Here is a 24,777-nt window from a genome sequence, read left to right on the forward strand (position 1 = left end):
GCCAACTTCTGCCGACGAATTTCTGACGCAGGACACTAGTCCGGTCGCCGAGGTCCGCGGTCGCCTGGGCCTGCCAGCTGCCTAGTCCAGTCGCCCGGGCCGCGGCCGCCCGGGCATGCCAGCTGCCTAGTCCGGTCGCCGAGGTCCGCAGTCAACTGGGCCTGCCAGTTGCCTAGTCCGGTCGCCGAGGTCCGCGGTCGCCCGGGCCTGCCAGCTGCCTAGTCCAGTCGCCCGGGCCGCGGCCGCCCGGGCATGCCAGCTGCCTAGTCCGGTCGCCGAGGTCCGCAGTCAACTGGGCCTGCCAGTTGCCTAGTCCGGTCGCCGAGGTCCGCGGTCGCCCGGGCCTGCCAGCTGCCTAGTCCAGTCGCCCGGGCCGCGGCCGCCCGGGCCCGCCAGCTGCCTAGTCCAGTCGCCCGGGCCGCGGCCGCCCGGGCCCGCCAGCTGCCTAGCCCAGTCGCCCAGGCCCGCAGTCGCCCAGGCTCGCCAGCTGCCCGGGCTCGCCCGGCACTTCGATCTGCCTTCCGATCAACCGGCCCGGCCGACCAGCCCGCGCCGCCCCACCGAAATCCGGCCAGCCAGACCCTGCCGGAACAGCCGCTTATTTATTCACCTTGAACGATTTCAGGATCTCGTCCTTGTCCGCCGCGGTCAGGTTCCGGTACCCGTCGATGGTCAAGGTCGGATCCATCAGGTAGTAGCAGATCACGGCGGTCACCGGTTTCCCGCTGGAATCCTTGGCGGGCAGCGCCACGAAGACCATGCCGTTGTCGAAATCGGGATCGGTGTTGACACCGCCGTCGCAGTCGGCGACTCCGTGGTGCGCGGGACGGACGGAATACTTGTACCCCTGGACCCCATCGATGTTCACCTCTCCCCATCGGCCGTGCTCGCCGTTGTTGACGTCTTGGAATTTGAAGCCGGTGGTCATCTCGTAGAACGACGGGATGATCTGCTGGAACAGCTTCAGCGCCGCGTCCTTGCCGGCACTGGCGCTGGCCGGGTACGCGGCGGTGAAGATGGACGCCTTGGTGACCTGGGCCTGGGAGGGTTTCCCGTCCTTCGTGCCGTGGCAGTCGCCGATGCCGTACTGCAGCATCTTCCATTCGCCGCCGCCCATGGTCAGCCGGGCGGAGAAGGGGGTCCACTCGTCGCTGACCTCGTACTGAAGGCCGGCCGCGTCGTCCGCGACCGGCTGGACTCCGGTGATGTGCGTCCAGTTGACCACGACGACGAGTGCGAGAAAAGCCGCGCCGAGAGCGAATACGAGGCCGGACGGGATGAACACCAACAGCTTCTTCTTGCGGCTCCACTTCTTCCGCGGCTTCTTGCCGGTCTCGTCGCCCTCCGGACCGGTGTGCGGCGAAGAAACGCCGACGGGATTCCACTGTTCCGCTGCTGGCCCGGGAGGTCCCTGGGGAAAGTGCGGCCGCGTCGGCGGTTGTCCCGGATACCCGCCCTGCCCCTGACCGGGATACCCGGGATGCCCGGAATGCTCCGGATAACCCGGACGGCCGGCTTGCCCTTGAGGGTTCTGATACGGCGGATACCCGCTTGGCTGCATTGCGCGATTCCTCCCCTGGCCGCCTTCCGGCGCATCGCGGAAGTGCGTGTTGATCAAGGAAGCTTATGAGGTCCGGGAGCGGCTGTACCGCGTTCGGCGATAGTCGGCGCCGCCCGGGCCGGAGGCAACCGGGGGCGGTCCGCGCCGGGCGCCACGGACCGGCGGCCACGGGGAGTCCGGAAGGCCGCGGTCCGTCGGGGACCGTCCCGGCCACCCGCCCGACAGCGTGAACCGGGGCACCAAGACCGATCAAGCCACTGGTCCGCTCCCGCCCCCTGGCACCGCGGGAGCCCGCGCCCCGTTTCCGGTCCTCACCCGGCTGAGCTGGGTTCTTAATCGATTCTTGACGTCTCCCGGCAGTGGTGGAAGTCTCGTCAGGGCAGTCCGGGGCAACGGGGCCCGCACGCTAGGGTTGCACCGATTCCGGAAGTCGCAGAAGTCGTCCGGGGCGGGCGCCCCGGGGAACTTCCGCAGTGACCAACTTCAGCGGTCGGCGGCCGGCGCGCCGCCGCCGTGATCAACACCAGAGGAGTGGCAGCAGTGACCGTTCGCGTAGGTGTCAACGGCTTCGGCCGGATCGGCCGCAACTTCTTCCGTGCCGTGAAGGCGAGCGGTCACGACATCGAGGTCGTCGCGTTCAACGACCTCGGCGACGTCGCCACCATGGCCCACCTGCTCAAGTACGACTCGATCCTCGGCCGCTTCCCGGGCGAGGTCAGCGTCTCCGACGAGGGCATCGTCGTCGACGGCAAGACCATCAAGGCCCTCGCCGAGCGCGACCCGGCCAACCTGCCCTGGGGCGACCTGGGCGTGGACGTCGTCGTCGAGTCGACCGGCTTCTTCACCAACGCCGACGCCGCCAAGGCGCACATCGCCGGCGGCGCGAAGAAGGTCATCATCTCCGCGCCCGCCAAGGGCGAGGACCTGACCGTCGTCCTCGGCGTCAACGACGACAAGTACGACGGCTCGCAGACGATCATCTCGAACGCGTCCTGCACCACCAACTGCCTCGGCCCGCTGGCCAAGGTCCTCAACGACGCCTTCGGCATCGAGCAGGGCCTGATGACCACGATCCACGCCTACACGCAGGACCAGAACCTGCAGGACGGCCCGCACAAGGACCTGCGCCGCGCCCGCGCCGCCGCCCTGAACGTCGTCCCGGCCTCCACCGGCGCGGCCAAGGCGATCGGCCTCGTGCTGCCGGAGCTGCTCGGCAAGCTGGACGGCTACGCGCTGCGCGTCCCGGTCCCGACCGGCTCGGCCACCGACCTCACCGTCACCCTCAAGAAGTCCGCCACGGTCGAGGAGATCAACGCCGCCTACAAGGCCGCCGCCGAGGGCCCGCTGGCCGGCATCCTGAAGTACTCGGTCGACCCGATCGTGTCCTCGGACATCGTCACCGACCCGGCGTCCTGCATCTACGACTCGCCGCTCACCAAGGTGATCGGCGACCAGGTCAAGGTCGTCGGCTGGTACGACAACGAGTGGGGCTACTCCAACCGCCTCGCCGACCTGATCAAGCTCGTCGGCTCGAAGCTCTGAACCTGATGAGCGTCAAGAACCTCGACGACCTGCTGGGCGAGGGCGTTCAGGGCCGCTACGTGCTGGTGCGCAGCGACCTGAACGTCCCGCTCGACGGGTCGGCCATCACCGACGACGGCCGGGTCCGCGCCGCGCTGCCGACGATCAAGAAGCTCGCCGACGCGGGCGCGAAGGTCGTCGTCACCGCGCACCTCGGCCGCCCCAAGGGCGAGCCGGACCCGAAGTTCACGCTCGCCCCGGTCGCGAAGCGGCTCAGCGAGCTGCTCGGCGCCGAGGTCCCGCTGGCCGGCGACCTCGTCGGCGAGTCGGCGAAGGCGCTGACCGCCGGTCTGGCCGACGGCAGCGTCGTCCTGCTGGAGAACGTGCGTTTCGACGCCCGCGAGACCAGCAAGGACGCCGTCGACCGGTCCGAGCTGGCGGCCGAGCTGGCCGCGCTGACCCCGGGCGGAGCGTTCGTCTCCGACGGCTTCGGCGTCGTGCACCGCAAGCAGGCCTCGGTCTACGAGATCGCCGCGGTGCTCCCGGCGTACGCGGGCGGCCTCGTGCTGGCCGAGCTGGACGTGCTGAAGAAGCTCACCGACGACGTCAAGCGGCCGTACGTGGTCGCGCTCGGCGGCTCGAAGGTGTCCGACAAGCTCGGCGTCATCGCGAACCTGCTCACCAAGGTCGACCGGCTGCTCATCGGCGGCGGCATGGCGTACACGTTCCTCAAGGCCAAGGGCTGCGAGGTCGGCACGTCGCTGCTCCAGGAGGACCAGCTCGACCAGGTCAAGGGCTTCCTCGCCGAGGCCGAGAAGCGCGGCGTCGAACTGGTGCTGCCGGTCGACGTGCTCGCGGCCGACGGGTTCGCCGCCGACGCGGCGCACGAGGCCGTCGACGTCACCGCGATCCCGGCCGACCGCATGGGCCTCGACATCGGCCCGCGCAGCGCCGAGCTGTTCGCGCGGAAGCTCGCCGACGCGGCGACCGTCTTCTGGAACGGCCCGATGGGCGTCTTCGAATTCGAGGCGTTCGCCGGCGGCACCCGCGCGGTGGCCGAGGCGCTCGTCAAGAGCGACGCGTTCACCGTGGTCGGCGGCGGCGATTCGGCCGCCGCGGTGCGGCAGCTGGGCCTGCCCGAGGACGGCTTCTCGCACATCTCCACCGGCGGCGGCGCCTCGCTGGAGTACCTGGAAGGCAAGGAGCTGCCCGGCGTGGCGGCGCTGGAGGGGAAGAACTAAGTGGCACGCAAGCCCCTGGTGGCAGGCAACTGGAAGATGAACCTCAACCACCTCGAGGCCATCGCCCTGGTGCAGAAGATCGCCTTCGCGCTGCCGGAGAAGTACTACGCGAAGGTGGACGTGGCCGTGCTGCCGCCGTTCACCGACATCCGCAGCGTGCAGACGCTCGTCGACGCCGACAAGCTCTCCCTCACCTACGGTGCGCAGGACCTGTCGCCGCAGGACTCGGGCGCGTTCACCGGCGACATCTCCGGCCCGATGCTGGCGAAGCTGGGCTGCAGCTTCGTCACCGTCGGGCACTCGGAGCGGCGCGCGATCCACGGCGAGACCGACGAGCTGGTCAACAAGAAGGTCAAGGCCGCGCTCAAGCACGGCATCACGCCGATCCTGTGCGTGGGCGAGGAGCTCGAGATCCGCGAGGCGGGCGAGCACCTCGAGCACACCCGCAACCAGCTGATCGAGGGCCTCAAGGGGCTCAAGGCCGAGCAGGTGCAGGCCGTGGTGATCGCGTACGAGCCGGTGTGGGCCATCGGCACCGGCAAGGTCGCGACCGCCGCCGACGCCGAAGAGGTCTGCAAGTCCCTGCGCGGGACGCTCTCGGAGAAGTACGGCGACGAGGTCGCCACCGCGGTCCGCGTGCTCTACGGCGGCTCGGTGAAGTCCGGGAACGTCTCCGAGCTGGTGGCCGCGGACAACATCGACGGGGCGCTGGTCGGCGGCGCGAGCCTCGACGGCGAGGAGTTCACCAAGCTCTGCGCGCTCGCCGCCGGTGGCCCGCTGCCCTGATCGTGGGCACTACCGGGTAGCCTGTGTGTTCGGTCCGTCACTAGAGCAGTGGACGAGTCCAGGGGTACGGTGAAGATCCGCACGCTGTGCGGGTTCGGCCGTACCCCTGCATGCTCCGACAAGCACAGAGGATGACATGAAGCTGTTCCTGCAAATCCTGTTGATCGCCTCCAGCGTCCTGCTGGTGGTGGCCGTGCTGCTGCACCGCGGCCGGGGCGGCGGCCTGTCGTCCCTGTTCGGCGGCGGGATGCAGTCGAGCCTCGCGGGGTCCAGCGTCGCCGAGAAGAACCTCGACCGGATCACGCTGCTGCTCGGGGCCATCTGGCTGATCAGCATCGTGGGTCTCGGCCTCCTGCTCAAGGTATGACCGGGTCCCCGGAAGGGGACTTGCGATCGGCGTGCCTATTGGGGGGCGCGCCGCCGATTCCAACGGGTGAGGATTCATGGTTGGCGGTAACGCGATTCGCGGCACCCGCGTGGGTGCCGGTCCTTCGGGCGAATCGGAGCGGGGTGAATCGGCGCCACGGCGCCGGGTGTCGTATTGGTGCGCGAACGGGCACGAGGCTCGCCCGTCGTTCGCGATGGACGCGGAAATCCCCGACGAATGGGACTGCCCGCGCTGCGGGCTCCCGGGCGGTCAGGACGAGCAGAATCCGCCCGCCGCGCCTCGTACCGAGCCGTACAAGACACATCTGGCTTACGTGAAGGAACGCCGCAGCGACGCCGACGGCGAGGCCATCCTCGCCGAAGCGCTCGAGCGCCTCCGCCAACGCCGCGAATTGATCTGAGGCACGGTTTCTCCGGGACCACCGGCTTCCCGTCCGCGAGGGCGAGGGCCGGTGGTTTTTTAGTTCCCGGGGGTGGTCTGGACCGAGGCAGGTCCAGACCATCCCCGGGGCGCTCCCGTGCGGTGGGGATGCCTCGGCGGTCTGGACCGCGGCCGGGTCCGGCCGTTCGGTTCGGTGGGGATTGGCTGTCGTCCGGGCGGTCCAGCCGGGCGAGAAGACGGGCGGGGACCTGTGGTGCGGTCCGGAGCGCGGGGCGTCGCCTGCGTGGTCCGGACCTTCAGGACCTCCGCAGGCCCGGAGGCAACCGGTTTGCGCCGGGGGAGTGGCTGTCGCCCGGGCGGCTCAGCCCGGCGGAGAAGCTCCCGCTCGGACCGCCGGGACTGGATGCCGCCCAAGTGGTCCAGACCGCCCAGGGGTAGGTCTAGACCTCCGGAAAGGCCCGATTCCCGCCCTGTCGCCAGCAAGACCCGGCGCGGCCAAGGCTCTTGACCGGTCCAGACCAATCCTCGCCAGGTTCAGCGGTCCAGCGGATACCGTGCCCGCACCCGGAATCCGCCGTCCTCCGTCCCGGACGTTTCGAAGCTTCCGCCCAGCAGGCGGGCGCGTTCGGCGAGTCCGGTGAGTCCGTGGCCGCCCGACGGGAAGGCCTCGCCCGCACGGCAGGCGCGGGCGTTCTCCACCTCGATGTCCAGCGCGCCGCTCGCCGCGTGGATGCGGATGGTGGCCGTCGCGCCGGGGGCGTGCTTGTGGACGTTCGTCAGGCATTCCTGCACCGTCCGGTACGCCGCCGCCGAGACCTGGCTCGGCAGGGTGTCCGGGAGCTGCTCGACGGTCAGCTGCACCGGGACGTCGCACTCGCGGATCAGGTGGTCCAGCTCGCCGATGCCGGGCCGCGGGCCGTCGTCGCCGGAGCCGGAGCGCAGCACGCTCACCAGCGAGCGCAGTTCCTCGAGCGTCCGCGTCGACAGCTGGCGGATGACCTGCGCCGTTTCCAGCGCCGGACCGTCCTTCGCCTGTGCCTGCAGCGCGCCGGCCTGCATGGCGATCAGCGTGATCTGGTGCGAAACCACGTCGTGCATCTCGCGGGCCAGCCGGGCGCGTTCCTCGGCGCGCACCGCGTCGGCGTGGAAGCGGCGTTCGCGGTCGCGGCTCTTGGCCAGCTCGCGCAGTTTCGCCGAGATCTCCGCGCGCGCCCCGATCAGCAGGCCGATCGCGATCGGCATCCCGGCCACCAGCACGCCGTAGATCCCGTCGAGGACGTGTTCGCGCCAGCTCAGTTCCGCGAACTCCGACAGCGGCCACCGCACGAACCGGCAGGTGAACACCAGTCCCGCGCCGACCCAGGTCTGCCAGTGCAGCTGCCGCCGGGTCGCGAGCATGCCGAGGTTGAGCATCGACGCGAGCTGCGCCCATCCGGCGAAGAACCCCGGTGCCGCGGCGAGCACCGCGAGGAACGGGAACCGCCGCCGCACCACGACCGCGAGGCACGCGGCGGCCGACAGGTAGAGCGAATAGGGCTGTGCTTTCGGCGGCACGACGAGCCAGACGTCGAGCACCGCCAGCAGCACGACCACCGCTTCGACGGCGATCGTCGCGACGAGGGGCTTCCGGAACACGGCGAACGCCCCGGTCAGGCTGACTCGCCTGTCCCGCCGGGCGGCTCCCGCGGCGGAGCTGCTCATCGAGATGCCAGGAATCGAGAGTCCCTCAGTGCTCATCGCGGCGACCCCATTCGTCTTGTGGACTTAGTGATGAGATGCTCCGGCCACCCGATCGGGACGCGCGGCGGTGAACAAATGTGCGGATGCTAACGGGAACGTGTGTGTTGCCAGTAAGTTTCACCCAGAGTGGTTCTTGTGGTGTTGTAATCTCCACAACTGCTCCAACAGGATGAACATAGCGCGGTCGACATCACCTTGTGTCGATCACATCACCTTATGTTCACCATACGGCGGTTCCCACATACTGGTGAGCCGCTTTTTGGCGCAGTGTCAGTTACTCCGTTTGCCGCCCAGGTCGACGCCGGGTCCGTGCCACGCGTACAGGGGAGAGATCACCCGTGCGGGTGGGTGGGACGTGTCGCTGCGCAATCGAAGGCCGCCGCGTCGTGGCGAGCACGGACGCGGCGGCCGGGTAAGCGGGCGGGCTGAGGCTTACGCGGGCGTCTCCGCGGTCGCGACGAGAACCGCGCGGCCGAGCACGTGGCCGAACATGGTGAACCCGAGGACGGCGGGCGTCGCGTCGGCCGGGACGCCGATCGACGCGACATCCAGGGCGTGCACGACGACGAAGTAGCGGTGTTCGCCGTGACCGGCGGGCGGGGCCGCGCCGATGAAACGGGCGGCACCCGCGTCGCCGCGCAACTGGAACGCGCCCTCGGGGAGTCCGGAGCCGGTGTCGTCGCCCGCGCCTTCCGGCAGGTCGGCGACGGTGGCGGGGATGTCGGCGACGGCCCAGTGCCAGAAGCCGGAACCGGTCGGAGCGTCGGCGTCGTACACCGTGACGGCGTAGCTCTTCGTGCCTTCCGGAGCGCCGGACCAGGACAGTTGCGGCGACGTGTCCTTGCCGCCGGGCACGCCGAAGATCCCGGAGAACTGCTCGGCGGACCAGGCCGCGCCGTCGGCGACGGTCGTGCTGGTGACGGTGAAGCTCGGCACCTCGGGAAGGTGCGCGAACGGGGAGTTGGCGGACATGGGTTCCTCTCAAGGGAAGCGGTACGTCATCGACTATAACACTAATAATCGATGATTTGAGGGATCGTCTATCCTGAGGGCATGAAGCAGATGCTGTCCGAGCAGATCTACGACCAGGTCCGCGACGCGATCATGCGCGGCGAGGTCGAGCCGGGGCAGGCGCTGAAACCGCAGGAACTGGCGGCGCGGTACGAGGTCAGCCTGGCCGTGGTGCGGGAAGCGCTGGTGCGGCTGGTCGGGGAGGGCCTGGCGGAACGGCTGACGAACCGCGGGTTCGCGGTGCCCTCGCTGGCGGATCGGCGGTGGCAGGAGATCGTCGAAGCGCGCCAGACGGTCGAGCCCGCGATGCTGCGGTTGTCGGTCGCGCGCGGAGACCTGGAGTGGGAGACGCGGGTGCGCGCGGCGGGGCATCGGCTCGCCCGGACGCCGATGTATGTGCCGGACGAAGGCAGCTACTACTCCGCCGCTTGGGCGGAGGCGCACCGGTTGTTCCACCGCACGCTGCTCGACGGCTGCGGGAACGCGGTGCTGCTGGAGAATTTCGACCGGATGTGGATGGCGAGCGAACTGGCCCGGCGCTGGACGGTGCACCCGGCGTACCGGCTGCCGGTGGAGGACGTGCTCGCCCAGCACGAGGCCTTGGAACGGGCCGCGCTGAGCCGGGATCCGGAGGAGGCGGCGGGACTGCTGACGGACCACCTCGGGGCGACGGCGGCGCTGCTGACGGGGGCGGAGGCGGCGGGGGAGTAGGGGATTCCTTGCGGCGCGAGGGAGATGGGTCCGGCGGGAGTTGCTGGCAGGCGCTGCTGATCGGAGGGCAGTCGGCGGATTCGTTGCCGCGCAACGGATTCGGGCGCGGCAGGAATGTGCGGGAGTTGCTGGCGAACCATTCGGCGGCGATGCTGCGCGGCGGGAGAGTAGCGGATTCGTTGCCGCGCGGCGGAGAAGAACTCAGCGGCAATGCGCGAGGAGTCGCTGGCGAGCCATTCAGCAACCGCCTTGCACCGCAACGAAAAAGGCTCCCCGCGCCACACGCGCGAGGAGCCCTTCCCGGCAAACCGTCTTACTCGGCAGGCGGCTGATACACCTTCGTCAGCTTCCCGGCTGCCTCGCGGTCGAGGAGCCACAGCGTCCGCCGGTAGCCGCGGGCGCCCGAGACGGGGATCTGCGTTTCCGGCGCACCGGCCAGTGCCTGCGCGACCGCGTCCGCCTTGGCGGTTCCTGCCGTCATCAGCCACACCTCGCGGGCGCGGCGGATGGCGGGCAGCGTCAGCGATACGCGCGTCGGCGGGGGCTTCGGGCAGTCGCGGACCGGCACTACCGAGCGCTGCGTTTCGCGCACCTCGGCGGTTTCCGGGAACAGCGACGCCGTGTGGCCCTCGCCGCCAAGGCCCAGCAGCATGATGTCGAACTCCGGGACATCCGCGCCGGGGCCCGCCGCGTCGGAGAGGACCTTCGCGTAGGCCTCGGCGGCAGCGTCGACGTCGTCGCCGAATTCGCCGTCCGACGGGGCCATCGCGTGCACCCGCTCCGGAGCCAGCGGCACGTGGTCGAGCAGGGCCTCGCGGGCGCCCTTCTCGTTGCGCTCGTCCGAATCCGCCGGGACGAACCGTTCGTCGCCCCAGTAGATGTCCAGCCGCGACCAGTCGATCGCGTCCCGCGCGCTCGACTCCCGCAGTTCGCGCAGCACGGCGATGCCGGTGCCGCCGCCGGTGAGCACCACCGACGCGGTGCCGCGGGCCGCCTGCACGTCGACGATCCGGGTCACCAGGCGGGCCGCGGCGGCCGCGGCGAGCAGGTCCGGGTTTTCGTAGACGACGACCTCGGTCCGGCTCATGAGCTGCTCTTTTCCGCCGTCTTGCGGGCCGTCTTCGGCTTCGCGGCCGCAGCGGGCTTAGCGGCGGCGGCGGGCTTGGCGGCAGCGGGCTTCGACCCGTTGGAAGCGGCGATCTTGTGCAGCCCGTGCAGCGCCGCCTCGTAGATCTCGTCCGGGTCGAGCCGCCGAAGTTCCTCGACGAGGCATTCCGGGTTGCTGCGCCGCTGCAACGCGATCCGCCGCGTCGGCTGGCCCGGCTGGGTCAGCGTGCCGACCCGCCCGTCCGGCCGCGTCAGCTCCACCGCGCCCGACTTCCGCTCCAGCTTCACCGAGATGATGCCCTGCGCGCTCGAGCTCTTGACCCGGTGCACCGGAGCCTTGAGGTACTCGGCGAGCCAGCCCGCGAGCAGTTCGGTGGACGGCGAATCGGCCTCGCCGGTGACCGTCGCGCTCGTGATCTTCTCGTACGGCGGCAGGTCCAGCGCCGACACCAGCTGCGCCCGCCAGCGGGTCAGCCGAGTCCACGCCAGGTCGGTGTCACCCTCCACATAGGACTTCGCGCGCGTGGTGAGAGACCTTATCGGGCTCTTTTCCGCGGCCGAGTCGGTGATCCGCCGCTGTGCCAGCTGCCCGAGCGGGTCCTCCGCGGGAGCCTTCGGACCGGCGCCCGGCCACCAGGTGACGATCGGCGCGTCCGGCAGCAGCAGAGGCACCACGGCGCTCTGCCCCTGCGCGGCCAGCGGACCGTACAGCCGCAGCACGATGACCTCGCTCGCGCCGGCGTCGCCGCCCACGCGGATCTGGCCGTCTATCCGCGCCGCGGCCGTGCGCGCGCCCTTCGCCACGACGATCACCCGCGACGGGTGCTCGCGGCTGGCGTCGTTCGCGGCCTCGATGGCGTCCTCGAGCTTGGCGTCGTCGTCCGCGACGATCACCAGCGTCAGCACCCGGCCGAGCGCGACCTGGCCGCCCTGCTCGCGGATCTCCACCAGTTTCTTGTTCAGCGCCGACGTCGTGGTCGACGGCAGGTCGATGATCACGGACGCCTCCAGTGCCTGCCGGTACGCTCCAGCATTTCGTCAGCCGACTTCGGTCCCCAGCTGCCCGGCGGGTACTGCTCCGGCGCGGTGCCGAGCTTCGCCCAGTGCGACAGCACCGGGTCGAGGATCTCCCACGACAGCTCGACTTCCTCGTTCACCGGGAACAGCGACGGCTCGCCCAGCAGCACGTCCAGGATCAGCCGCTCGTAAGCCTCCGGCGACGATTCGGTGAACGCGTGGCCGTAGCCGAAGTCCATCGTGACGTCGCGGACCTCCATCGTGGTCCCCGGCACCTTCGACCCGAACCGCAGCGTGATGCCCTCGTCCGGCTGCACGCGGATGACCAGCGCGTTCTGCCCCAGTTCCTCGGTGGAGGTGGAGTCGAACGGCAGGTGCGGCGCGCGCTTGAACACGACCGCGATCTCGGTGACGCGGCGGCCGAGCCGCTTGCCGGTGCGCAGGTAGAACGGCACACCCGCCCAACGGCGGTTCTGCACCTCCAGCGTCACCGCGGCGTACGTCTCGGTCTTCGAGTCCTTCGCGAACCCGGCTTCCTGCAGCAGCCCCGGCACCTTCGTGCCGCCCTGCCAGCCGCCCGCGTACTGCCCGCGCGCGGTGGTCTGGTCGAGCGGCAGCATCGGCTTGGTCGCCGCCAGCACCTTGGCCTTCTCCGACCGCAGCGCCTTCGGCTCGAACGACAGCGGCTCGTCCATCGCGGTGAAGGCGAGCAATTGCAGCAGGTGGTTCTGGATGACGTCGCGCGCGGCGCCGATCCCGTCGTAGTACCCCGCGCGGCCGCCGAGGCCGATGTCCTCGGCCATGGTGATCTGCACGTGGTCGATGAAGTTCGCATTCCAGATCGGCTCGAACAGCTGGTTCGCGAACCGCAGCGCCAGGATGTTCTGCACCGTCTCCTTGCCGAGGTAGTGGTCGATGCGGAACACCGACTCCTCGGGGAAGACGTCGTTCACGATCGCGTTGAGCTCCTTGGCGCTCTTGAGATCGTGCCCGAACGGCTTCTCGATGACCACGCGCCGCCAGGTGTTCTCGTCGGCCTGCGCGAGGCCCGACCGCGCCAGCTGCTTGGTCACCACGGGGAACGCGCCCGGCGGGATCGACAGGTAGAACGCGGTGTTGCCGCCGGTGCCGCGTTCCTCGTCCAGTTCGCGCACGGTCTTCGCGAGCCGGTCGAAGGCGTCGTCGTCGTCGAAAGTGCCCTGGACGAACCGGATTCCTTCGGCGAGCCGGTTCCACACCGACTCCTTGAACGGCGTCCGCGCGTGCTCGCGCACCGAATCGTGCACCAGCTCGCCGAAGTCCTGGTGTTCCCAGTCCCGGCGGGCGAAGCCGACCAGCGAGAACCCGGCGGGCAGCAGCCCGCGGTGCGCGAGGTCGTAGATGGCGGGCATGAGCTTCTTGCGCGCCAGGTCGCCGGTGACGCCGAAGATCACCAGGCTCGACGGCCCGGCGATCCGCGGCAGCCGCTTGTCGCGGGGGTCCCGCAGCGGGTTGCGCCAGGTGGTCACTGAGCGGCCTCCTGCACTGCCCGCACGAGCTCGGCGAGCCCGGCGGCGCGGTCGGTCAGGTGCAGCCGCAGCACCGGGCGCCCGTGCTCGGCGAGCACCTGCCCGTCGCCGAGCGCCTGCGCGTGCTGGAGCTGCCCCAGCGTGTACGGGCGGTCCGGCACCGACAGGTCGTCCTCGACGGCTCCGGTGATCTGCAGGAAGCTGCCGTTCTGGTGGCCGCCCTTGTGGTACTGCCCGGTGGAGTGCAGGAACCGCGGGCCCCAGCCGAACGTGGTCTGCACGCCGGTCCGCTTGGCGATTTCGCCGCGCAGCAACGAAGTCGACGCGTCGTCCAGCCGGTCGAGGTAGGCCTGCACGGCGATGTACCCGCCGTCGGCCACCGAACCGAAGAACGCGCGCAGGACGTCGGCGAGCTTGCCGTCCGTCGAAACTCCTTCGCTGCCAAAGACTTCGACGGCACCGTCCACAGTGGCCGGTTCCTCGCCGCCCTTCAGCTTCTCCGGGTCGTCCAGCAGCGCACGCGCCGCCTTCTTGGCCGCCTCGACGTCCGGCTGGTCGAACGGGTTGATCCCGATCAGCCGTCCGACGAGCGCGGTCGCGAACTCCCACAAGAGGAACTGCGCGCCGAGCGGGCCGGTCACTGAGATCTGCGCCGCGCCTTCCGGGGCGCCGATCGCGACCGCGGTCGCGTCCTTGCCGTGGTCGGCGAACCCGGGTGCGTCCGGGCCCTCGACGGCCACCGGCAGCAGGCCGGTGCCGAGCTTGCCGGTGGACTCGGCGATCAGCTGCTCCGCCCAGTCCGGGAAACCCTTGATGCCCGAACCGGTGTCGGCCAGCACGACCTTCTCCGCACCGGCTTCGTGCGCCGCGCCCCACGCCGCCGCCAGCTGCACGGCCGGGTTCTCGGGCGCGTCCTCGGCGAGCGTTTCCGCCACCGACGCCGCCTGGTCGAGCAGCCGCGCGACGTCCGCGCCCGCGAGACCGGCCGGCACGAGGCCGAACGCGGTCAGCGCGGAGTAGCGGCCGCCGACGTGCGGGTCGGCCAGGAAGGTCTTGCGGTAGCCCTCTTTCTCCGCCAGCTCGGAGAACGGGGAGCCGGGATCGGTGACGACGACGATGCGCCGCGCCGCGTCGATCCCGGCGTCCGCGAACGCCTTGGCGAAGATCCGGCGGTGGCTGTCGGTCTCGACGGTGCCGCCGGATTTCGACGACACCACGATGACGGTGCGCTCGAGGTCGCCCGCGAGCGCGTCGGCCACCTGGCCGGGGTCGGTCGTGTCGAGAACCGTGAGCGGGACGCCGGCGGTGGCGGTGATGACCTCCGGCGCGAGCGACGAACCGCCCATGCCGGCGAGCACCACGCGGTCCACGCCCTCGCTGCGCAGTTCCGCGCGCAGCGCTTCGATTTCCCCGATCAACGGACGCGACGACTTGTGCAACGTCGTCCAGGACAATCGGATCGACGCTTCGGACTCGGCGTCCGGACCCCACAGGGTGGAGTCCTTGGCGGCGAGCTTGGCAGCGGCGCCGTCGGCGGCCAGCCGCTGCGCCAGCGGCGCTGCCTTTTCTGCCAGTTCGGCGTCGACGATCACGACGCCGGTTTCGTCCCCGCTCATGGTCTCTGGTTCAGCCCCTCGCTTTGTTCAGCTGCCCGGTCACCGTGTCCAGCAGTTCCTGCCAGGACTTCTCGAACTTCTCGACGCCTTCGGTCTCCAGCGTCACGAACACGTCCGGCACGTCGATGCCGGCCGCCGACAGCTTGTCGAAGATCGCCTGCGCCTGCTCGCCCTTTCCGGAAACCGTGTCGCCGGTGATCTCGGCGTGGTCGGCGACCGAGTCCATGGTCTTCTCGGGCATCGTGTTCACGACGTCCTTGACCACGAGCTGGTCGACGTACCGGGTGTCGGAGTAGGCCGGGTCCTTCACGCCGGTGGAGGCCCACAGCGGACGCTGCGCGTTCGCGCCCGCCTCGGCGAGCGCCTTCCACTGGTCCGTGGCGAACAGCTTCTCGAAGGCCGCGTACGCGAGCCGCGCGTTGGCGATGGCCGCCTCGCCCAGCAGCGCCTTGGCCTCGTCGGTGCCGATCGCATTCAGCCGCTTGTCGACCTCGCTGTCCACGCGGGACACGAAGAACGACGCGACCGAGTGGATGCCCTTGAGGTCGTGGCCGTTGGCCTTCGCCTGCTCGAGACCGGCGAAGAAGGCCTTGATGACGGCCTCGTAGCGCTCGACGGAGAAGATCAGCGTGACGTTGACGCTGATGCCCTCGGCGAGCACCGCGGTGATCGCGGGAAGGCCCTCTTCGGTCGCCGGGATCTTGATCATCACGTTCGGCCGGTCGACGGTCTTCCACAGGTCCTTGGCCTCGGCCACCGTCTTGTCGGTGTCCTTCGCCAGGCGCGGGTCCACCTCGATGGACACGCGTCCGTCGACGCCGTTCGTGGCGTTGTACACGTCGCGGAACAGGTCCGCGGCGTTGCGCACGTCGGTGGTGGTCAGCTCCCGGACGGTGCCGTCGAGGTCCGCGCCGCGCGCGGCGAGGTCGTTGACCTGCTCGTCGTAGGCGGCGCCCTTCGACAGCGCGTTCGCGAAGATCGTCGGGTTGGTGGTCACGCCGACGACGTGCTTGTCGCGGATGAGCCCGGCGAGGTTGCCCGAGTTCAGGCGCTCCCGCGAGAGGTCGTCCAGCCAGATCGAGACGCCTGCTTCGGACAGCTGCGCGAGTCGGTCAGTCATGATTGCACTCCCTTCAGTTCTTGGTGTTGGCGATCGAGCGGCGGGCGGCGTCGACCACGGCTTCGGCGGTGAAGCCGAACTCGCGGAAGAGCGTCGCGGCGTCGGCCGAGGCGCCGTAGTGCTCGATCGACACGTTCTCGCCGGCGTCGCCGGTGAAGCGCTGCCACGGCATCGCGATCCCGGCTTCGACCGAAACGCGGGCCTTGACCGTCGGCGGCAGGACGGCGTCCTTGTAGTCCTGGTCCTGCGCGTCGAACCACTCGACGCACGGCATCGAGACCACGCTGGCGGGGATGCCGTCGGCCTCGAGGGTCTTGCGCGCCTCGACGGCCAGCTGGACCTCGGAACCGGTCGCGATCAGCACGACCTCCGGGGCGCCGTTGGACGCCTCGGCCAGCACGTAGCCGCCCTTCTTGACGCCCTCGGCGTTCGTGCCCTCCAGCACCGGCACGTTCTGCCGGGTCAGCGCGAAGCCGGACGGGTGGTGCACGTCCTCCAGCACGGCCTTCCACGCGTACGCGGTCTCGTTGGCGTCCGCCGGGCGGACGACGTTGAGGCCCGGGATGGCGCGCAGCGCGGCGATCTGCTCGATCGGCTGGTGCGTCGGGCCGTCCTCGCCGAGACCGATCGAGTCGTGCGTCCACACGTAGATGACCGGGGCCTTCATCAGCGCGGCGAGCCGGACCGGCGGGCGCATGTAGTCGGAGAAGGTGAGGAAGGTCGCGCCGTACGGGCGGGTGCCGCCGTGGAGCGCGATGCCGTTGAGGATCGAGCCCATCGCGTGCTCGCGGATGCCGAAGTGCAGCGTGCGGCCGTACGGGTTGGTCTTCCACATGTCGGTGCCGGCCGCGGCCGGGCCGAACGAGTCGGCGCCCTTCATGGTGGTGTTGTTGCTCTCCGCGAGGTCCGCGGAACCGCCCCACAGCTCGGGCAGCGGCTCGGCCAGCGCGTTGAGCACCTCGCCGGAGGCCTTGCGGGTGGCGATGCCCTTGGCGTCGGGCTCCCACGACGGCAGGTTGTCCGCGAAGCCCTCGGGCAGCGTGCGGGTCGACAGCCGGTCGGCCAGCTTCTTGCGCTCCGGGTTCGCCGCGGCCCACGCCTCGAAGCGCTCCTGCCACTCGGCGCGCTGCTTCTCGCCGCGTTCGATCGCCTGGCGGGTGTGCGCGAGCACGGCCTCGTCGACGTCGAAGTTCTTCTCCGGGTCGAAGCCCAGCGCCTTCTTGACGCCCGCGACCTCTTCCGCGCCCAGCGCCGCGCCGTGCGCCTTGCCGGTGTTCATCTTCGTCGGGGCCGGGTAGCCGATGATCGTGCGCAGCTGGATGAAGGACGGCCGCGTGGTCTCGGCCTGCGCCGCCTTGATGGCCGCCTCGATCGCGACGACGTCCTCGCCGCCCTCGACGGTCTGCACGTGCCAGCCGTAGGCCTCGTAGCGCTTCGCGACGTCCTCGGACAGCGCGATGTTGGTGTCGTCCTCGATGGAGATCTTGTTGTCGTCGTAGAAGACGATCAGGTTGCCCAGCTCCTGGCGGCCCGCGATGGACGAGGCCTCGGAGGTGACGCCCTCTTCGATGTCGCCGTCGGAGGCGATCACGTAGATGTGGTGGTCGAAGATGCTCTCGCCGGCGGGGGCGTCCGGGTCCAGCAGGCCGCGCTCGCGCCGCGCCGCCATCGCCATGCCGACGCCGTTCGCGAGGCCCTGGCCCAGCGGGCCGGTGGTGGTCTCGACGCCCTTGGTGTGCCGGTACTCCGGGTGGCCCGGGGTCTTGGAGCCCCAGCGGCGCAGCTGCTCGAGGTCTTCCAGCTCCAGGCCGAACCCGGCCAGGTACAGCTGGATGTAGAGGGTCAGGCTGGAGTGCCCGGCGGAGAGCACGAACCGGTCGCGGGCGGGCCACTCCGGGTCGGCGGGGTCGTGCCGCATCGTGCGCTGGAACAGCGTGTACGCCAGCGGCGCCAGGCTCATCGCAGTGCCCGGGTGCCCGCTGCCGCATTTTTCGACGGCGTCCGCGGCCAGCACGCGGGCGGTGTCCACGGCGCGGGTGTCGGTCTCGGTCCAGTCGGCCGGCACGTTGCGCCGGAGCAAGGGGTTGGTCTCGCTGCTAGAGGTTTCGGACACTGAACTCGAACTCCTGCGTCGGTGAAGTGGTGGCTGTATTCCGTGCGTGCCGCTCAAGTGCTGCGGTGTGCGCCCTCAGTTATCTCAATCGATCCCGAAGGGACGATATTCCTGCTGGCGGCGCTGTGCAGGCGGAGCGAGCGGCCCGTCGCTGTCACCCTAGTGCGTACGCGTGCGCGCGAGCGCGGGCGCGCACCCTGCGGGTGAGGTGATCCTGCCCGCCTGTCTGTCTCCGGCTACCCGCCGCGGGCCGTCCCGACTCATCGCGGCCCGCCGCGGCGGACGTGACGGAGGGAACACCGCCGGGCGTGTCCCGGACCCGCGGGCGTCGGGCCGGTCCGTCACGTCTAACATCGATCGCGGGCCAGGCACGGAAGTTCTCCATGAGCACCACCTCTTCTTCCGCGCCGCCCGGCCCAGGACTGACTCAGGGAGAGAAATGTCGTTGGTGAACGCTGCGCACGGACGCAGTGAAGACACCAGCGCCGTACCCCCGGACGGCGGACGGCCGAGCGGGGCCCGGCGAAGCTTCCGCCAGGTGGCCGGCGCGTACGCCGCGCTGGCGAAGCCGCGCGTGATCGAGCTTCTCCTCGTCACCACGATCCCCGCGATGTTCCTCGCCGGGCGCGAGGTGCCGAACCCGTGGCTGGTGGTCGCGACGCTGGTCGGCGGCACCATGGCCGCCGGCAGCGCGAACGCGCTCAACTGCGTGATCGACAGCGACATCGACAAGGTCATGAACCGCACCAAGCGGCGGCCGCTGGTCAAGGACGCGGTGCCGAGGCGCAACGCGCTGATCTTCGGCCTCGTCCTGGGCATCGCCTCGTTCGCCGTCCTGTACTTCACGGTGAACCTGCTGGCGGCGGTCCTCGCGATCGCGACCATCCTGTTCTACATCTTCGTCTACACCCTCGGCCTCAAGCGGCGGACGTCGCAGAACGTGGTCTGGGGCGGGGCCGCGGGCTGCATGCCGGTGCTGATCGGCTGGGTCGCGGTCACCGGCACCGTGCAGTGGCCTGCGTTCGTGATGTTCGGCGTGATCTTCTTCTGGACGCCGCCGCACACCTGGGCGCTGGGCATGAAGTACCGCGACGACTACGAGCGCGCGGGCGTGCCGATGCTCCCGGTCGTCGCGACCGCCGAGCACGTGGCCCGGCAGATCGTCATCTACTCGTGGGTGATGGTCGCCTGGACGCTGCTGCTGCTCCCGGTCACCAGCTGGCTGTACGCGACCTTCGCGATCCTCGCCGGCGGCTGGTTCCTCTTCTACGCGCACCGGCTGCAGGCCGCCGTGCACCGCGGCGAGGAGACCAAGCCGATGGCGCTGTTCCACCGGTCGAACACGTACCTGATGATCGTGTTCGTCGCGCTGGCGGTCGACTCGGCGATCGGCTTGCCGGTCCTCGGCCTGCCTTTCTGACCCGACCCGTTCGCACCCGATCCGCGCCGGGCAGGAATGGCCCGGGATCCTCGCCGGTTGCACTCTTCCGGCCCCGATCCCGACCTGAAAGCAGGACCTTTCCTTGCCCGAGGAACCGGCCTACGAAGCCGAGCTGCGCCGCGAGCAGGCTTATGTCGACGCGCTGTTCGCGAAGCTCGACGCCGAACGCACCCAGACCCAGCGCCGCCTCGACGAGACCCTGCGCCAGACCGGCGGGACGCCGCAGGCGCGGACCGAACGCGAAGCCGCCACGAACCTGCACAGCGACCGGCTCGCCCAGCTCGGTTCGGTCGAACAGGGGCTGTGCTTCGGCCGGCTGGACTTCGGGCCCGGCAGCGCCTCCGAAGACACCGAGGAAACCGCCTACATCGGACGGCTCGGGCTGTTCGACGAGGACGACGACTACCGGCCGCTGCTGATCGACTGGCGCGCGCCGGTCGCGCGGCCCTTCTACCTCGCCACCGCCGCTTCGCCGGACGGCGTGCGCCGCCGTCGCCACCTGCGGTCGCTGAGCCGTCGCGTCACCGGGTTCGACGACGAGATCCTCGACCTGACCGCCGCCGACCAGGGCCAGGACCTCGGGCTCGCCGGCGAGGCCGCGTTGCTGGCCGCGCTGGAGCGCCGCCGGACCGGCGAGATGGCCGACATCGTCGCCACCATCCAGGCCGAACAGGACCGGATCATCCGCGCGCCGCTCGGCGGGGTGATGGTGGTGCAGGGCGCGCCGGGCACCGGCAAGACCGCGGTCGCGCTGCACCGCGCGGCGTACCTGCTCTACACGCACCGCCAGCAGCTGACCACGCGCGGCGTGCTCGTCGTCGGCCCGAACTCGACCTTCCTCCGCTACATCGGCCAGGTGCTGCCGTCGCTCGGCGAGACGGGTGTGCTGCTGTCGACCATCGGGCAGCTGTGGCCGGGCCTGGACGCGGACGGAGTCGAGTCGCCGGAAGCGGCCGAGGTGAAGGGCCGGCTGGTGATGGCCGAGGTGCTCGCCAAGGCGGTCCGCGACCGGCAAGGTGTACCCGATCCGGTGATCGAGATCGAGCACGAACGCGAGATCCTCAAGCTCGACCGGAAGACCTGCGCGCAGGCCCGCACCCGGGCCCGCCGTTCGCGCCGGCCGCACAACCTCGCGCGGCGGCTGTTCGTCTCCGACGTGCTCGACGCGCTCACCCGGCAGGCCGCGCGTGCGCTGGGCGAGGACTTGCTGGACGCGCAGGATGTCCAGGACATCCGTGCCGAGCTCGCGTCGAGCCCCGCGGTGGCCGCCGCGCTGAACTCGCTGTGGCCGAAACTCACGCCCGCGGGCCTGCTGGACGACCTGTTCGCCGAGCGCGAACACCTCGACCGGGCGGCGGGCGAGCTGCTGTCCGAAGAGGACCGCAAGCACCTGGAGAGCGGTCGCGACGCGAAGTGGACGCCCGCCGACGTGCCGCTGCTCGACGAACTGGCTGAACTGCTCGGCAGCGACGACTCCGAGGAAGAGGCCGAGCAGAAGCGCCAGGAACGCGTCGAGCGCGCGTATGCCGAAGGCGTGCTGGACATTCTCGAGCAGGACGAGGAAATCCAGGACGAGGAGATCCTGCGGGTGTCCGACGTGCTGGACGCCGAACTGTTCGCCGAACGCCAGCAGGCGCGCAGCGAGCTGACCGCGGCGCAACGGGCGGCGCAGGACCGGACGTGGACGTTCGGGCACGTGATCGTGGACGAGGCGCAGGAACTGTCCGCGATGGACTGGCGCCTGCTGATGCGCCGCACGCCGAACCGGTCGATGACGCTGGTCGGCGACGTCGCGCAGACCGGGGCCGCCGGGGGAGCGCGGACCTGGGACGAGGTGCTGTCGCCCTACGTCGCGGACCGCTGGCGGCTCGAGCAGCTGACGGTGAATTACCGCACCCCGGCGGAGATCATGGCGGTCGCGGCGGGCGTGCTCGCCGAACTCGACGTGGACCTGGCCGCGCCCGCGTCGGTGCGGGAGACCGGGGTGCCGCCGTGGGGCGTGGAGGTCGCTTCGCTGGACGAGGAACTGCCGTCGCTGGTGGCCGCGGAACTGTCCGCTGTGGACGGTGGGACGGTCGCGGTGCTGGTGCCGGGTTCGCGCGTGGACGAGGTGCGGAAGCTGCTTCCGGAGGACGACCGGCTGAGCGTGCTGACCGTCGATCGTTCCAAGGGACTGGAGTTCGACGGGGTCGTGCTGGTGTCGCCGGACGAGATCGTGGCTGGCTCGGCGCGCGGGCTGAACGACCTGTACGTGGCGCTGACCCGGGCGACGCAGCGGCTCGGCGTGGTGCGGACTGGTCCGGCGGTGGCTGCGCTCGGCGGGCTTGGTTAATCGCCAGAGTCCGCTTTCGGGTGTTCCTCACGGAAAGTGTTGACCACGCCGCCGTCAGTGCATACCGTCACTGAGGAGCGAGGTCGCGAAATGGCGTATTCGGATGGTCTGGTCTACGTGGGCCGAGTCAGGCAGTGGGACATTGACAACGGGTGGGGAGTTGTCGAATCCGACAGTTTCAGCGATCCGATTTGGGTGCACTACTCGGTTGTCGATCCGGCGAGCTGGGGCGTGCTCGACAGCGGATTTCGCCAGCTCTACGTGGGCGACGAAGTCCGATTGATCGTCGAGCACGCCGAGCAGGACGATTTTCGCCTGCGGGCTTCGTGGATCATGTCGACGAAGGAGCGCGGGAATGGGCCGGAAGAAAGCCGCTGAGGCGGTAGCCGTCGGCGCCGCCGTCCTGGCAGCGCTGGCGCTGGCGGCCGGGACGGCGAGTGCGGACCACTACCACACCTTTACCCAGGACAACACCACGTTCGACGCGACGGATGCGAACGGGCGGTTCACCGGCCAGGCGGTGACATTCCCTGGGAGGGAAGTTCCGATGGCGTGGTCTTTCCGGATCTCGCCCGCCGTCCAGGCTATCGCGGTGAGCTCGATGAACTGCACTGCCGGTCATATGCAGCTCCCGTACCACGATGCCCACAGCAATATCCCGGTCGACTATTTTTGGCATTCGACGGTCCAGGGAAACAAATCCGACAACACTCCCTACGACCTCTACGGGTCCTGTGTCTTCAAAGTGAAGAACAACGGGACCGCGAACTTGAAATTCGTCTTTCACTACCTCATGCTGTGCGGACCTTGCGGTCCTCGCCCGGCGACCTGGCCCGAGCAGCGTTTGTCCACGCGTCTGGACATCGATTACCGACGGTGATCCCGAGCGGGGCGGCGTGAGCGCCGGGACTGCTGCCACCCCGCTCCGGGCCAGGCCGAGTCAGGGAATCAGCAGCAGCTTCCCGGTCGTCCGGCGTCCCTGCAGGTCCTCGTGGGCCTTGCGGGCGTCGGCGAGCGGGTAGCGGCCGCCGATGCGGACGTTCAGCGAACCGTCCTGCACGGCGGCGAACAGTTCGCCGGCGCGCCAGTCGAGTTCCTCGCGCGTGCGCAGGTAGTGGCCGAGCGTCGGGCGGGTCAGGAAGAGCGAGCCGCCGGAGTTGAGCCGTTGCGGGTCGACCGGCGGCACCGGGCCGCTGGCCGCGCCGAACAGCGCCAGGGTGCCGCGGATCTTCAGGCTCGCGAGGCTGCTATCGAAGGTGCTCTTGCCCACGCCGTCGTAGACCGCGGCGACGCCTTCGCCGTCAGTCAGCTCGCGGGTCACGGCGGCGAAGTCCTCGCGGTCGTAGCGGATCACGTGGTCCGCGCCGGCGCCGCGGGCGAGCTCGGCCTTCTCGTCGGTGGACACGGTGCACAGCACTCGCGCGCCGCGCGCCTTCGCCAGCTGCACCAGCAACAAACCGACGCCGCCGGCTGCCGCGTGGACGAGGATGTCGTCGCCCGCCTGGACTTCGTAGGTCGAACGCACCAGGTAGTGCGCCGTCATGCCCTGCAGCATCGTGGCGGCGGCGAGCTCGTCGGACACTCCGTCCGGCACCTTCACCGTGGCGCTCGCCGGGACCACCGCGCGCTGGGCGTAGCTGCCGAGCACGCCCTGCCAGGTCACACGGTCGCCGGGGGCGAACTCGGTGACGCCCTCGCCGGTCTCCACGACGGTCCCGGCGCCCTCGGAGCCGAGGACGAACGGCAGGTCGATCGGGTAGATGCCCTGGCGCTGGTAGGTGTCGATGTAGTTGACGCCCGCGGCGGCGAGGTCGACCAGCAGCTCGCCCGCGCCGGGCGGGCCGGGCTCGATCTCGGCCAGTTCCAGCACTTCCGGGCCGCCGGTCCGGGTCACCTGCACTGCGGTCGGCATCGTTCCTCCTCGAGATGGGCGCGTCTGGCGTCCACTATGGCCGAGAACACGGTCGGGCCGCGGGGGCGGGGGTCTCGGGTTAAGCTCCGGACGTGGCTGAGGAGACCGAAAACACGCCGACCGCGCCGACTGCCCGCCAGCTGGCGTCCGCCCGCGACTTCGTGGCGAAGCACGGGAAACCGTCGCGCGCCGTGGTCGAGAACATCGGCCTCGCCGGCGCGCGGGTCGTGCTCGTGGGCCCGGACGGGGCGATGGGCGACGTGCTGGTCGCCGGCGTCGAAACCGGGAACACGCTGGTCGAGCAGGTCGACGACCTCGAGGCCGCGGAGTGGGACAGCGAAACCGTGAAGACGGTCAAAATCGGTGCCGCGCACCGGCGCAAGATGGCCGGGCCGCGAGCAGGCCGGTGACCAGCTCGGCGATTTTCGTCGGCTGCGCCGCGCTGCCCGAGGGCGACGGCGACGAGGCCGCGGTGCTGCCCGCGCTCGCGGACCTCGGATTCACCGTGAGCTGGGCGGCCTGGGACGCGGCCGCGGACTTCGCCTCGGCGGACATCGTCGTGCTGCGCGCCGCCTGGGACTACCCGGAGCGGCGCGAGGAATTCCTCAGCTGGTGCGAGGACGTGCCCGGGCTGAGCAATCCGGCCGCGGTCGTGCGGTGGAACACGGACAAGACGTATCTCGGCGAACTGCTCGACGCCGGGGTGCCGACGGTGCCGGTCGAGATCGTGCCGCCGGGGGAGAAACCGCGCTGGCCGAAGAAGCCGTTCGTGGTGAAGCCTTCGGTGGGCGCGGGAGGCCGCGGCGCCGCCCGGTTCTCCGCCGCCGGCGCGGACGCGGAGCAGCATCTGCGCACTTTGCACGACGAGGGCCGCACGGGTCTGGTGCAGCCGTATCAGTCCAGTGTGGACGCTCAGGGCGAGATCGCGGTGACCTATTTCGGCGGCGTTTATTCGCACGCCTTCACGAAATTCGCCCCGCTGGAGTCCTCAATGGACAGTTCCGGGCTGTACCGGGAGGAGCGCCTCGCGGCCGCCGTCCCGGCCCCGGAGGTGCGCGCGGTGGCGGAGGACGCGCTGGACGCCGCTTGCGGGCTGCTCGGGATCTTGCGGGCGGAACTGCTGTACGCACGGGTCGATCTGGTCCGCGGGGACGACGGGCGTCCGCTGGTGCTGGAGCTGGAATTGACCGAGCCGTCGCTGGGTTTCCGACACGCGGACGCGGGCGCGCCGTTGCGGTTCGCGTCGGCGGTGCGGCAGCAGTTGGCCTAGC

General features: G+C 70.2%; 22 protein-coding genes. 12 read left to right on the forward strand and 10 right to left on the reverse strand.

Features of this window, described 5'->3' with window-relative positions:
• Positions 1–598: 598 nt before the first annotated feature.
• Positions 599–1,561: a hypothetical protein gene (locus EIZ45_RS42575; protein ID WP_134669683.1), complete on the reverse strand. Its 963-nt coding sequence runs from the start codon at positions 1,559–1,561 to the stop codon at positions 599–601.
• A gap of 540 nt (positions 1,562–2,101) precedes the next feature.
• Here EIZ45_RS42575 and gap point away from each other — a divergent pair.
• From gap to EIZ45_RS42600, 5 genes are all read left to right on the forward strand, one after another.
• Positions 2,102–3,103: a type I glyceraldehyde-3-phosphate dehydrogenase gene (gap, locus tag EIZ45_RS42580; RefSeq protein WP_037814640.1), complete on the forward strand. Its 1,002-nt coding sequence runs from the start codon at positions 2,102–2,104 to the stop codon at positions 3,101–3,103.
• Positions 3,104–3,108: 5 nt separating this feature from the next.
• Positions 3,109–4,323, forward strand: coding sequence for a phosphoglycerate kinase (pgk, locus tag EIZ45_RS42585; RefSeq protein ID WP_037814642.1), 1,215 nt, complete (start codon positions 3,109–3,111; stop codon positions 4,321–4,323).
• Entirely contained in the window at positions 4,324–5,109 is a 786-nt protein-coding gene (gene tpiA / locus EIZ45_RS42590) for a triose-phosphate isomerase (protein WP_037814643.1), read from the forward strand.
• Between the two features lie 136 nt (positions 5,110–5,245).
• Complete coding sequence (gene secG / locus EIZ45_RS42595; RefSeq protein WP_033292761.1) at positions 5,246–5,476, forward strand: preprotein translocase subunit SecG; 231 nt, start codon at positions 5,246–5,248, stop codon at positions 5,474–5,476.
• A gap of 76 nt (positions 5,477–5,552) precedes the next feature.
• Positions 5,553–5,897: an RNA polymerase-binding protein RbpA gene (locus EIZ45_RS42600; protein ID WP_009075886.1), complete on the forward strand. Its 345-nt coding sequence runs from the start codon at positions 5,553–5,555 to the stop codon at positions 5,895–5,897.
• 515 nt (positions 5,898–6,412) lie between these two features.
• On the opposite strand, the gene EIZ45_RS42605 is transcribed toward EIZ45_RS42600, so the two are convergent.
• Positions 6,413–7,615 carry a sensor histidine kinase gene (locus tag EIZ45_RS42605; RefSeq protein WP_162836018.1) on the reverse strand — a complete coding sequence of 401 codons (1,203 nt, stop codon included), beginning with the start codon at positions 7,613–7,615 and terminating at the stop codon, positions 6,413–6,415.
• 435 nt (positions 7,616–8,050) lie between these two features.
• The gene (locus EIZ45_RS42610) at positions 8,051–8,590 is read right to left on the reverse strand and encodes a YbhB/YbcL family Raf kinase inhibitor-like protein (RefSeq protein WP_134669681.1); all 540 of its coding nucleotides are present in this window, start codon (positions 8,588–8,590) and stop codon (positions 8,051–8,053) included.
• Positions 8,591–8,680: 90 nt separating this feature from the next.
• Between EIZ45_RS42610 and EIZ45_RS42615 the strand changes: the two genes are divergently transcribed.
• Positions 8,681–9,340, forward strand: coding sequence for a GntR family transcriptional regulator (locus tag EIZ45_RS42615; protein ID WP_205670303.1), 660 nt, complete (start codon positions 8,681–8,683; stop codon positions 9,338–9,340).
• Positions 9,341–9,653: 313 nt separating this feature from the next.
• Here EIZ45_RS42615 and pgl read toward each other — a convergent pair whose 3' ends face one another.
• Genes pgl through tkt form a run of 6 tightly spaced genes read right to left on the reverse strand, consistent with a single transcriptional unit; the run spans position 9,654 to position 17,821 of the window.
• A complete protein-coding gene (gene pgl / locus EIZ45_RS42620) occupies positions 9,654–10,427 on the reverse strand; it encodes a 6-phosphogluconolactonase (protein WP_134669677.1) in 774 nt (257 codons plus the stop codon).
• The gene (opcA, locus tag EIZ45_RS42625) at positions 10,424–11,446 is read right to left on the reverse strand and encodes a glucose-6-phosphate dehydrogenase assembly protein OpcA (protein WP_134669675.1); all 1,023 of its coding nucleotides are present in this window, start codon (positions 11,444–11,446) and stop codon (positions 10,424–10,426) included. The genes pgl and opcA overlap by 4 nt, the downstream gene beginning before the upstream one ends.
• Positions 11,443–12,972: a glucose-6-phosphate dehydrogenase gene (zwf, locus tag EIZ45_RS42630; RefSeq protein WP_037814653.1), complete on the reverse strand. Its 1,530-nt coding sequence runs from the start codon at positions 12,970–12,972 to the stop codon at positions 11,443–11,445. The genes opcA and zwf overlap by 4 nt, the downstream gene beginning before the upstream one ends.
• Positions 12,969–14,588, reverse strand: coding sequence for a glucose-6-phosphate isomerase (locus EIZ45_RS42635; protein ID WP_134669673.1), 1,620 nt, complete (start codon positions 14,586–14,588; stop codon positions 12,969–12,971). Before EIZ45_RS42635 ends, zwf begins: the two co-directional genes overlap by 4 nt.
• 10 nt (positions 14,589–14,598) lie before the next feature.
• A complete protein-coding gene (tal, locus tag EIZ45_RS42640) occupies positions 14,599–15,711 on the reverse strand; it encodes a transaldolase (RefSeq protein ID WP_134669671.1) in 1,113 nt (370 codons plus the stop codon).
• Between the two features lie 10 nt (positions 15,712–15,721).
• Positions 15,722–17,821 (reverse strand): transketolase, encoded by a 2,100-nt coding sequence (gene tkt, locus EIZ45_RS42645; protein WP_134669669.1) that lies wholly within the window; start codon positions 17,819–17,821, stop codon positions 15,722–15,724.
• A gap of 439 nt (positions 17,822–18,260) precedes the next feature.
• Between tkt and EIZ45_RS42650 the strand changes: the two genes are divergently transcribed.
• The 4 genes from EIZ45_RS42650 (at position 18,261) to EIZ45_RS42665 (ending at position 22,474) form a co-directional block, all read left to right on the forward strand.
• Complete coding sequence (locus tag EIZ45_RS42650) at positions 18,261–19,241, forward strand: heme o synthase (protein WP_037814661.1); 981 nt, start codon at positions 18,261–18,263, stop codon at positions 19,239–19,241.
• Between the two features lie 103 nt (positions 19,242–19,344).
• Positions 19,345–21,594, forward strand: a complete 2,250-nt coding sequence (locus EIZ45_RS42655) for an AAA family ATPase (RefSeq protein ID WP_134669667.1) — start codon at positions 19,345–19,347, stop codon at positions 21,592–21,594.
• A gap of 90 nt (positions 21,595–21,684) precedes the next feature.
• Positions 21,685–21,972, forward strand: a complete 288-nt coding sequence (locus EIZ45_RS42660) for a cold-shock protein (RefSeq protein WP_134669665.1) — start codon at positions 21,685–21,687, stop codon at positions 21,970–21,972.
• Positions 21,950–22,474 (forward strand): hypothetical protein, encoded by a 525-nt coding sequence (locus EIZ45_RS42665; protein WP_134669663.1) that lies wholly within the window; start codon positions 21,950–21,952, stop codon positions 22,472–22,474. The genes EIZ45_RS42660 and EIZ45_RS42665 overlap by 23 nt, the downstream gene beginning before the upstream one ends.
• A gap of 60 nt (positions 22,475–22,534) precedes the next feature.
• On the opposite strand, the gene EIZ45_RS42670 is transcribed toward EIZ45_RS42665, so the two are convergent.
• Entirely contained in the window at positions 22,535–23,506 is a 972-nt protein-coding gene (locus tag EIZ45_RS42670) for a quinone oxidoreductase (RefSeq protein ID WP_134669661.1), read from the reverse strand.
• 92 nt (positions 23,507–23,598) lie between these two features.
• Between EIZ45_RS42670 and EIZ45_RS42675 the strand changes: the two genes are divergently transcribed.
• Together EIZ45_RS42675 and EIZ45_RS42680 are read left to right on the forward strand one after the other, a co-directional pair.
• A complete protein-coding gene (locus EIZ45_RS42675; protein ID WP_134669659.1) occupies positions 23,599–23,916 on the forward strand; it encodes a hypothetical protein in 318 nt (105 codons plus the stop codon).
• Entirely contained in the window at positions 23,913–24,776 is an 864-nt protein-coding gene (locus tag EIZ45_RS42680; RefSeq protein ID WP_134669658.1) for a RimK family alpha-L-glutamate ligase, read from the forward strand. The genes EIZ45_RS42675 and EIZ45_RS42680 overlap by 4 nt, the downstream gene beginning before the upstream one ends.
• Position 24,777 lies beyond the last annotated feature (1 nt).

Origin of the sequence: Amycolatopsis sp. CFH S0740, from assembly GCF_004522315.1 — a bacterium.
Classification (GTDB): domain Bacteria; phylum Actinomycetota; class Actinomycetes; order Mycobacteriales; family Pseudonocardiaceae; genus Amycolatopsis; species Amycolatopsis nivea.